Annotated in this window: 9 protein-coding genes; 4 read left to right on the top strand and 5 right to left on the bottom strand. The window is 69.0% G+C overall.

Translation table 11 applies throughout. The features are described from left to right. Positions 1-238 precede the first annotated feature (238 nt). Positions 239-685, top strand: a complete 447-nt coding sequence (locus ACFWCF_RS21595) for a PaaI family thioesterase (protein WP_378491295.1) — start codon at positions 239-241, stop codon at positions 683-685. Positions 686-700: 15 nt separating this feature from the next. On the opposite strand, the gene ACFWCF_RS21590 is transcribed toward ACFWCF_RS21595, so the two are convergent. The 3 genes from ACFWCF_RS21590 to ACFWCF_RS21580 form a co-directional block, all read right to left on the bottom strand. Beyond that, on the bottom strand, positions 701-2,116 hold the full coding sequence (locus ACFWCF_RS21590) for an NAD(P)/FAD-dependent oxidoreductase (protein WP_378565787.1): 1,416 nt from the start codon (positions 2,114-2,116) through the stop codon (positions 701-703). Positions 2,117-2,192: 76 nt separating this feature from the next. Next, positions 2,193-3,248 (bottom strand): tyrosine-type recombinase/integrase, encoded by a 1,056-nt coding sequence (locus ACFWCF_RS21585; RefSeq protein ID WP_378565784.1) that lies wholly within the window; start codon positions 3,246-3,248, stop codon positions 2,193-2,195. A gap of 96 nt (positions 3,249-3,344) precedes the next feature. Beyond that, positions 3,345-4,163 carry a pentapeptide repeat-containing protein gene (locus tag ACFWCF_RS21580; protein WP_378565781.1) on the bottom strand — a complete coding sequence of 273 codons (819 nt, stop codon included), beginning with the start codon at positions 4,161-4,163 and terminating at the stop codon, positions 3,345-3,347. A gap of 261 nt (positions 4,164-4,424) precedes the next feature. On the opposite strand from ACFWCF_RS21580, the gene ACFWCF_RS21575 reads away from it, so the two are divergent. Continuing rightward, a complete protein-coding gene (locus ACFWCF_RS21575) occupies positions 4,425-4,961 on the top strand; it encodes a tetrahydrofolate dehydrogenase/cyclohydrolase catalytic domain-containing protein (RefSeq protein WP_378565901.1) in 537 nt (178 codons plus the stop codon). Here the strand turns inward: ACFWCF_RS21575 and ACFWCF_RS21570 are convergent. Together ACFWCF_RS21570 and ACFWCF_RS21565 are read right to left on the bottom strand one after the other, a co-directional pair. Beyond that, the gene (locus ACFWCF_RS21570) at positions 4,918-6,414 is read right to left on the bottom strand and encodes a dihydrolipoyl dehydrogenase family protein (protein ID WP_378565778.1); all 1,497 of its coding nucleotides are present in this window, start codon (positions 6,412-6,414) and stop codon (positions 4,918-4,920) included. The two genes, ACFWCF_RS21575 and ACFWCF_RS21570, sit on opposite strands and share 44 nt — an antisense overlap. A 47-nt stretch (positions 6,415-6,461) precedes the next feature. Next, positions 6,462-7,259 carry a precorrin-3B synthase gene (locus ACFWCF_RS21565; protein ID WP_378565775.1) on the bottom strand — a complete coding sequence of 266 codons (798 nt, stop codon included), beginning with the start codon at positions 7,257-7,259 and terminating at the stop codon, positions 6,462-6,464. A 139-nt stretch (positions 7,260-7,398) separates the two neighbouring features. On the opposite strand from ACFWCF_RS21565, the gene ACFWCF_RS21560 reads away from it, so the two are divergent. Next, positions 7,399-8,547 (top strand): acyl-CoA dehydrogenase family protein, encoded by a 1,149-nt coding sequence (locus ACFWCF_RS21560; RefSeq protein ID WP_378565772.1) that lies wholly within the window; start codon positions 7,399-7,401, stop codon positions 8,545-8,547. Next, positions 8,544-9,818, top strand: coding sequence for an acyl-CoA dehydrogenase family protein (locus tag ACFWCF_RS21555; RefSeq protein WP_378565769.1), 1,275 nt, complete (start codon positions 8,544-8,546; stop codon positions 9,816-9,818). The genes ACFWCF_RS21560 and ACFWCF_RS21555 overlap by 4 nt, the downstream gene beginning before the upstream one ends. Positions 9,819-9,821 lie beyond the last annotated feature (3 nt).

Raw genomic sequence — 9,821 nt, 5'->3', positions numbered from 1 at the left:
CATATCTCCTTCCTTGTCCGGAGCCATTCATCGTTTCTTGGTGTGTTGTGGGGCCCCGCCGCGGGGGCGGCCCCTCTCCGGGGCACCCCGCCGCCCGCCCCCCCGGCGGCCCCCGCCGCTCTGTTCGGAACCCGCCATGGGGGCTTGCGGCGCCACCGGCGAAAACGACCATGTCCTACCATAGTTCGACGGCCACCGGCGCCCCGCCGGCCCCGATCGAGCAGGAGAATGCCCAGACATGACCGATCAGTCCATCCCCGATCCCACCGCCACGCTCGATGAGATGACCGCCTTCAATCGCACCGGTTTCGGGACGGCGCTCGGGCTCGAATTCTTGGAACTGACCGCTGACGCAGTCCGGGCGCAGTGGACGGTGAGCCCCACTCAGCATCAGCCCTACGGCATCGTGCACGGCGGCGTGTACTGCGCGGTCATCGAGACGATCGCGAGCATCGGCGGCGCCACCTGGTTCGGCGACCGCGGCAACGTCGTCGGTGTCAACAACAACACCGACTTCCTGCGCGCCACCCGCGAAGGTGTCCTCACCGCCGTCGGTACCCCCATCCACCGGGGCCGCACCCAGCAATTGTGGCGCGTGCTGATCACCGACGAGCAGGACCGCCTCGTCTCCCAGGGCCAGGTGCGGCTCGCGAACATCGAGGACAGCTCCCGCATCGGGAACTGACCACGCGGTGACCTGTCAGCCGGCGGCCTTGCGACCCCCCGGCACAGAGTCCGTGTCCTTCTCGGCGGCAGCGTCGGTGCCCGTGCCGATGCCGTTCTCGTGGTCGCGGAGCCGCTCGATCGCGATCCGCGCGAACACCTGTTGCTCCGTCGCCGCCATCTCGTTGCGCCCCGCCGAGAAGAACGCCTGCGCCCACGACAACAACGTCGACATCTTCGACGAGAACCCCACCAGATACAGCAGGTGGATGAACAACCACGCGATCCAGCCGAGGAAACCACTGATCTCGAGCTTGCCGACCTTCGCGACCGCGCTGAACCTCGAGATCGTGGCCATCGACCCCTTGTCGAAGTACTTGAACGGTGGCCGCTGCGACGGATCCTGCCCCTCGAGTGAGGCGACGACCTGCTTCGCCGCGTACTTGCCGCCCTGCATCGCGACCTGCGCAAGTCCCGGAAGCTTGTCGAGCGACATCATGTCGCCGATCACGAACACGTTCGGGTGCCCCGGCAGCGACAGGTCCGGCAGGACCTCGACCCGGCCGGCCCGGTCGATGCCCGCACCGGACTGCTCCGCCAGCTGCTTGCCGAGCGGGCTCGCAGCCACCCCCGCCGACCACACTTTGCACTGCGATTCGAGGCGTCGCTCGGTACCGTCCTTCTCCTTGACCGTCAGGCCGTCCGCGTCGACGCCGGTGACCATCGCGCCCAGCTGAATTTCCACACCGAGTCCCTCGAGGGTTCGGCGGGCCTTCTTCGACAACTTCCCGCCGTACACGGGCAACACGTCCGATGCGCCGTCGAGCAACACCACACGCGCCCGCGTCGTGTCGATATTGCGGAAGGTGCCCTTGAGGGTGCGATGCGCCAATTCCGCGATCTGCCCGGCCAGCTCCACACCGGTCGGGCCCGCCCCCACCACGACGAACGTGAGCAACCGGGCCTGTTCCTCGGGGTCGTCGGACAATTCCGCCTGCTCGAACGCCCCCAGAATCCGTCCTCGCAACTCGAGCGCATCGTCGATCGTCTTCATACCGGGCGCGAACTCGGCGAAATGATCGTTGCCGAAATAGGACTGACCCGCGCCGGCCGCGACGATCAGCGAGTCGAATTCGGTGACGGTGCGGCGCTCCAGGAATTGGGATCCGACCGTCCGGTTCGCGAGGTCGATGTCCTCGACCTCCCCGAGCAGCACCTGGGTGTTGTCCTGCTTGCGCAACACCATGCGCGTGGCCGGGGCGATGTCACCGACCGAGAGGATGCCCGTCGCCACCTGGTAGAGCAACGGCTGGAACAGGTGATGGGTAGTACGCGCTACCAACGTGACGTCCGCATCGGCGCGGGCGAGGGCCTGCGCGGCGAACAACCCACCGAACCCTGATCCGATCACCACGACGCGATGACGCGCAGCTTCCACCGATTCGACGCTCATGCAAGCTCCTTCGTTGTTCTCGGTGCGTCCTCACGTGGGGACGCGCACCTCGACACTGCGGTTCGGAACCAGTCTGTCAGCTCTCGCCGTCGTCCACAGTGCGATCGGATCCACCGAGCAATCCGTAGACGGGGTTGTGCCGGGCCGCGTGCCGTACCGCATCGTTGGTCGCCGAGGTGTAGATCTGCACGGTCTGTAAGGATCGGTGCCCGAGCAATTGCTGCAGTTCGACCATCGTGGCACCGTTGTCGGCCAGGGAGGTCGCGAAGGTGTGCCGCAGCGCGTGCGCGAGCGCTCCCCGCTTCCGTTCGGATTCGATGCCGGCCCGCCGGTACATGCGCCGTACCCGGTACTGCAGGGTGCCGCGGGTGATGCGCTGCCCATCGGCCCCGACGAACAACGGATCGGCCGGGGTGTGCCGCTCCCACACCGGCAGATCCGTGCGGTCGGCGAGAACCGACCGCCGCAGCGGCGGAAACCGGGTGTAGCGCTCGTGCAGGTAGGTGGAGACGATCGCCGTCCAGCTGTCTTCGAGGGGGATTTCCCGTTCGATCGCGCCCTTGCCGTGGACCCGCAGGACCGGGGCGTCGATCCCGCCGAGGATGTGCCCCAGATCCAGCGAGATCAACTCCTCCGATCGGATCCCGGTGAGCAGCAGTGTCGCGACCAGCGCCAGGTCGCGCTGCGGCCAATCCCGCGACGATCCGCTCGGATGCTGCGCGTCGTGGGTCAAGGTGTCGACGAGTTGCCCGACGGCGGCCGGCTTGAAGGCCTTCGGGGTGTGTTCGGGTCGCTTCGGTTGGGTGATCGAGGCCATCGGATTGCCCTCGGAAAGCCCCTCGGTGACGAGGAAGTTGCAGAAGTTGTTCCACACCGACCACGCGCGGCGCACCGACGCCGGTTGGCGTTCGCGGGCGAACGCGGCGAACGCGGTACGCAATGCGCGGATCGTGAGGTCCGCGATGGTCAGTTCCGCCGGGGCGCCGCCGCGCGCCGCCGCGAGTGCGGCACACACCCCGTGCAGATCCAGACGGTAGGCCTTGACGGTGTGCGCTGAGCGTTTCGCGGTCTGCAGTGTCTCCAGGTACGACGCGACCCACTCGAGTAGGCCCGACTCGTCCCGGCTCCCCATCGGAGCACCCACCTTCCCGTGGTCGTCGTACGCATGTGCGAATCCAGTGTGCCAGGAGGGACCGACGGGTTCGGCGGGGCCGGTGGTTCGGGCAGTTCAGGGCTGCCGGCCCCACGAGGGCGCCGGCACCCATGGGGGCAGCGTCGTGTCGCGATCACCGCGCGCCGCCGCGACCTGCGGGCCGGTCAGGTACAACGCCGACGACAGGTCGGCGCCGTCGAGGCGGGCATCGCGCAGGTCGGCGCCGAGTAGGTCCACCGCGGTCAGATCGCAGTCCCGCAGGTCCGTGCCGATCAGGCATGCGCCGCGCAGGTCGGCGCCGCACAGTCGGCGGCCACGCAGGGACCGGCCTGCCAGGTCTGCGCCGGGACCCAGCTGGGGATCCGGTGCGGCGGACGCGAGATACGACGCGCGCAGTTCGACACTGACGTCGATGAGCAGGGCGCGCACCTGCTCATGCAGTAGGCCCAGGTCGAGGGTGAGCAGTTCGGAGGCGTCGCTACGAGTGGCCCGGGTGATCGAGGAGCAGAGGGTGCGGGCGGCGGCGACGGTCTCGGGGGCGAATGCGCGGTGCTGTACCTCGGCGAGATACCACAGCATCTCGTGCAGCTGCTTCATCCTCGGGAACGCCGCGGTGAGGTGTTCGGCGGGGATCCGAGCGGAGACCGCCTGTCCCGCACCGAAGCAGTCGAACACGGTGCAGCCGCGGTAGCCGCGCGGGCGCAATGCGTCGTGGATGGTGCAGGAGAACGTCGACCCGAGGTGTGCGCACGGCGACCCGGCGGGTTTGTCGGCGGCGAAGTCCGCGGAGCGGGAGAACCCGAAGACGGTGCAGCATAGTGCATGACAGCGACTGCAGTCGCCGTGCAGGTCGGTATGGGACAGAGAAGTGTCGGTGGACGAGGTGGTGGACATGGGAACTCCGAGGGAAGATTCCGGTGGGATGCGGTCGCGGGGAACCCGGCGTCGGGTTCCCATACACGGCATGCGGAATCACCGCCGCAGACGCGCGGCGTCGGTCACTGTCGACGCGAGACTCGGAGGTCACGCACAAGAAATGGTGTTCACTGCCCGTAGGTTATCAGGGTCGACATCGACCGCCCGGGTGTCCTCTCGACTCGATCGAGAGGACCGATCGTGACCGCAGACCTCCTCGACGGGCGCGCCGTAGCAGCAATGCTGCACGGCGCCGTTGCCCGTGACGCCGCGTATTTCACCGAGTTGCACGGACATCGCCCATGCCTTGCCACTGTGCTGGCCGGTGACGATCCTGCCTCGCACACGTACGTGCGCATGAAGCGCAACCGGTGCGCCGAGGTGGGCATGGACGCCGATGGAGTCACCATGCACAGCTTCGCTGCAATGTCATTCGGGGAGAAGGGGTCCATTCCTGCACGCCCGACGGGATTCTTCGCCTCCTCGATGCCTACGACGTCCCGCTCGCCGGTCGACGGGCGGCGGCCGATGACGATCGCGGTCCTGCTCGCGCAGACTCTCGCGGCGGCCGAGTCGGTTCATTCGGGCTGGCGGCACACGGGTCCAGGTCCACGTCGTCGGGCTCCGCTCGACCGCGCGTATTCCCTGAGGTCCTGCACTGATCCGGTCTTGTCGGGCCGGTGGAGGTCGGCTTGTATGACGATGTTGTGTCTGCCGCCAGTGCGAAAGAGTTTCAGTGGCGGCGGGTTTCGAGGAGACGCAGCCACACTTCGCTGACCGTGGGGTAGGCCGGGACGGCATGCCAGAGCAGGTCGAGGGGCACCTTCCCGACGATCGCGACGGTGGCGGCGTGGACGAGTTCGGCGACCTCCGATCCGACGAAGGTGGCGCCGAGGAGGACGTCGGTGGCGCGGTCGACGACGAGCGCAGCGTGCCCGGTGAAATCGTCGCGGTGCAGGGCGGCGCCGGCGACGTCGATGTCGGACTCGAGCACCTCGACGTCGAATCCGGCGTCGTGGGCGGATGCGGCGGTATGGCCGACGGAGGCGATCTCGGGGACGGTGAAGATCACTTGCGGGACCTGGCCGTGGTCGGCGCTCGCCCGGTAGCGGGATCCGCCGAGGGATCGGTCCTCGGCGCGAGCGGCGATGACGTCGCCGCACACCCGGGCCTGGTACTTGCCCATGTGGGTCAGGGCGGCGCGGCCGTTGACGTCGCCGACCGCGTACAGCCAGGTGCCGTCGACGCCGGTGACGGTGAGATGGTCGTCGACGGGGACGCCTTCGTTGGTGTCGAGCCCCACCGAGTCCAGGCCGAGGCCGTCGGTGGTGGGTCTGCGGCCTGCGGCGACGACGAGTTCGTCGACCTCGAGGGTGCTGCCGTCGGTCAGATCCACGGTGATCGGGCCGCCGTGGATCATGCCGACGCCGGTATCGCGGGCGTCGGGGCGCGCCACCGAGCGGACTTCGGTGCCGAATCGCACCTCCACGCCGTGGGCATGCATCCGGGCGGCGACGGCGTCGGCGGCGAACGGCTCGGCCTGTGCGAGCAGTCGGGGTCCGCGTACGACGACGGTGATCTCGTCGGCACCGAGTTGTCGTAGCCAGGTGGCGGTTTCGCAGGCGACGACGCCGCCGCCGATCAGCAGGACCCGGCGTGGGATCTGCCGTAGGTTGGTCGCGTCGCGGGAGGTCCAGGGCAGCGCCGCGCGCAGTCCGGGGAGGTCGGGGACGGTGGCGAGGGTGCCGGTCGCGAGGACGACGGCGTGGCGGGCGTGCAGGGTGCGGGGGTGGTCGCCGTCGACGGTGACGGTGACGGTGACGGTGCGGATTCCGGTGAGGCTGCCGTGGCCGCGGATCACGTCGATGCCTGCGGCGTCGGCCCAGAGTACTTGTGAGGAGTCGTCGTGGTCTGAGGTGAAGGTGTCGCGGCGGGCGAGGACGGCGGGGGTGTCGACGTGGTCGGCGGTGACGTGTTGTTGCACGCCGGGCATGTGCGTGGCGGTGGTCAGGACCTGGGTGGGGCGCAGTAGGGCTTTGCTGGGCATGCAGGCCCAGTAGGAGCATTCGCCGCCGACCAGTTCGTGTTCGACGAGGGCGGCGGTGCGGTCGGATCCGGCGATGGCGTACTGCGCTGCGTTCTCGCCTGCGGGGCCGCCGCCGAGCACGATCACGTCGAATGTGTCGGGGTCGGCGGTGGGGGAGGCGGAGTCTGAGGGGTCGGAACTCACCTGTGTCACGGTAGGCCGATGGTGCGGGTTGCGGGGCTGTTCGGTCGTTACCGCAGCTGTGGTGAGTGTGCGTCGAAGATCAATCCCATCGGGGCGAGGACCCGTACGACTTGTTCGGCGATCTGTTCGGGGAGGTCGCACAGCAGTATCGAGCGCCAGGGGGTCAGGACGAGGGGGTGGTCGACGGCGGCGAGGAATTCGGCGAGGCGGGCGGGGAGTACGCCGCCGGTGAGGCCTCCGGCGAGGGTGACGGTGCCGTCGGGTTGGTCGAGCCATCCGATCGGTGGGTTCGGGGGTGTGGGCAGGGCGACGGGCGTGGCCGGGGCGGCAGAGGGTTCCGCGGTGGCGGTGGTGGCGAGCAGGAGGTCGAGGGCGGCGGCGGGGCCGGAACGCCGGAGGCCGGTGTCCTTGCCGGCGAGGACCAGTGTCCATTCGTCGCCGGGCAGGGCGAGCAGGGCGCGATCGGGGGTCAGCGCGACGATGTCGCCGGTGCCGTCGTCGAGTCCGAGTACCGCGCCGGGGTGGGCGGTGGGCAGGTGGGGGAGCGCGGCGTCGGTGAGGGGCCGGATGTCGCGTAGTCCTCCGATGCGTCCGCTGAGCGGGGACGCGAGCAGGTGCGGCAGGTCGGGGTGGCCAACGGTGAATCCGGCGTCCGTGAGGGCGGCGGTGAGGTGTGCGCGGTGGCCGTGCAGTCGCAGGTGGGCGTGCATGGTCAGGTGCAGCATGCCACCGGCGTGGGTGTGGGCGAGGTCGGCGAGGGCCTGCAGTTGCGGGGCGGTCAGCGTCCCGGCGGGCAGATGCACGTCTACTGCTGCGGTGTCGTCGTTCGAGTTCGGCGCGGTCACGTCCTCCAGTATCCGGGTGCGGTGGTGGTCTCCCACAGCTCAGGGAAGAGACTTTCCTTTACAGGATGGGATAACTATATTCTCATTATTGAGATTGAGGTACTCCGTTGGTGAGTGCCACCGAGACGAGAGGCACTGCATGCTGCTCGAACCCACGCCCGACCAGGACTTCTTCCGAGACACCACCGCACGGTTCCTGCAGGAACGCACCCCCGTCGCGGTGTTGCGCGGTCTGCGCGACGACGCCGCCGGATACGACTCGGACTTCTGGCGTGCCGGTGCGGAACTCGGCTGGACCAGCCTGCTCGTCGACGAGGAACACGGCGGCGGCTCCATCAGCGACTCCGGATTGCTCGACCTGACCTTGATCGCGTACGAGTTCGGCCGGCGCGCCGCCCCCGGACCGCTCGTCCCGACCAACATCGTCGCGGCCCTGCTCGGCAGGCACGACAGCCACCCCGACACTCTCGCCGGGTTGCTGGACGGCTCCGTCACCGGCGCATGGTGCACCGCCGAACCCGCCCCCGGGGCCCGCGCCGCCACCGCAGCACTCGAGATCACCGTCGACGGCGACGAGGTGATCGTGCACGGCACCAAACGCCCCGTCGAGGCGGCAGGCACCGCCGAGGTGCTGCTGGTGACCGGCCGTACCGGCGAGGGTCTCAGCCACGTCCTCGTACCGCGCGACACTCCCGGCGTGACCATCACCGCGATGCGTTCGGTGGATCTGACCCGCCGCTACGCGAAGGTCGACTTCGACGGGGTGCGGCTCCCTGCGAGCGCACTGCTCGGCGCCGCGGGCGACGGTGCCGCCGACGCCGAGTACGCCCGGCATCTGGCAATCGTGCTGGGCTGCGCCGAAACCGTCGGGGCGCTGCAGACAGCGTTCGACACCACCGTGGCGTGGGCGTTCGACCGGTACTCGTTCGGTCGGGCCCTCGCCTCCTATCAGGCGATCAAGCACCGTTTCGCGGACATGAAGATGTGGCTCGAGGCGTGTCACGCGATCAGTGACGCCGCGGCCGCCGCGGTCGCGGTGGATGCCCCCGACGCGGCGCGGCTGGCGAGCGCGGCGAAGGCCTATGTCGGCGATCATGCCGCCGACCTGATGCAGGAATGCGTGCAGTTCCACGGCGGCATCGGCCTGACCTTCGAACACGACCTGCATCTGTACACCCGGCGCGTCGCCGCGAACCGGTCCACCTACGGCACCCCCGCCGAACACCGCGGGGCGCTCGCCGACGCCGTCATCGCAGCTGCCGCCACGTCGAAGGAGAGCGCACAGTGACCCAGACCGAGGTCGAGATCGACACACTCGACGAGTTCCGCGCCCGCGCCCGCACCTGGATCCGTGCGAATCTCGCGCCCGCCGATCCTGCTGCCCACATCGGTGTGCTGCGTAAGGAAACCTCCGACGAGGCCGAACTCGCGGCGGTCACCCACGATCGCGCACTGCAGCGGGCGATGTTCGACGCCGGGCTCGCCGGGGTCAGCATTCCCCGCGAGTACGGCGGGCAGGGACTGACCCCCGCACACCAGCGGGTCCTCAACGACGAACTGGCCGGTTTCGAGTATCCGGCGCGCCTGCAGGCACCGACGTTCGTGCCGTGCGCAGCGGTGCTCCTCGACTTCGGCACCGAGGAACAGAAGAAGCGGCACATCCCGGCGATCCTGCGCGGCGAGGAACTGTGGATGCAGATGCTCTCCGAGCCCAGCGGTGGTTCCGATGTCGCGGGCGCGGTGACCACCGCGGTGCGCGACGGCGACGACTGGATCCTCAACGGCTCGAAGATCTGGACCACCGGCGCCTGGTGGTCGGACTGGGCGTTGTGCCTGGCCCGCACCAACTGGGATGTGCCCAAGCATCGCGGGTTGACGGTGTTCATGGTGCCGCTGATGGCCGAGGGCATCGAGGTGCACCGCATCGAAATGCTCAGCGGGTCGAAGGAGTTCTGCCAGGAGTTCATGACCGACGTGCGGATCCCGGACAGTGACCGGATCGGCGAGGTCGACGCCGGGTGGACCGTCGGCACGCGCTGGATGTTCCACGAACGGCTGCTGTTGCGCTCCCCGTACGCGACGTTGCCTGCCGGCAACAGCCGCGGCGGGTCGCGGACCGACGAACTGCTCGAGGTCGCCCGCGACGCGGGGCGCCTCGACGACCCCCTGGCCCGCGACCTGATCGGTGAGGCCGGCGCCCTCGAACTGGTCAAGAACGCGCTGCAACAGCGCGTCGGGCAGGCGATGGCGACCGGCGCGATGACCGACCAGGCCGCGAGCATCCTGCGGTTGATGTCCGGGGAGGTTGCCACCCGGATCACCACGATCATCTACGAGATGACCGGTGACGGCGGTGCGGCGTGGGACGCCGAGGACGGTGCGGTCGCCGAATGCGGCACCGATTTCCTGATGCAGCAGTCGTACACGATCGCCGGTGGGACCACCGAGATGGCCCGCAACACCATCAGCGAGCGGGTGTTGGGGATGCCGCGCGAACGCAGTCACGACCCGAACGTCGCGTTCCGTGACGTGCCTCGCGGCGCGCCGGCCGGCGGATGACCG

The sequence above is a fragment of the Rhodococcus sp. NPDC060090 genome, from assembly GCF_042729855.1.
GTDB lineage: Bacteria > Actinomycetota > Actinomycetes > Mycobacteriales > Mycobacteriaceae > Rhodococcus.
This window is presented reverse-complemented; position numbering and strand designations above follow the sequence as displayed.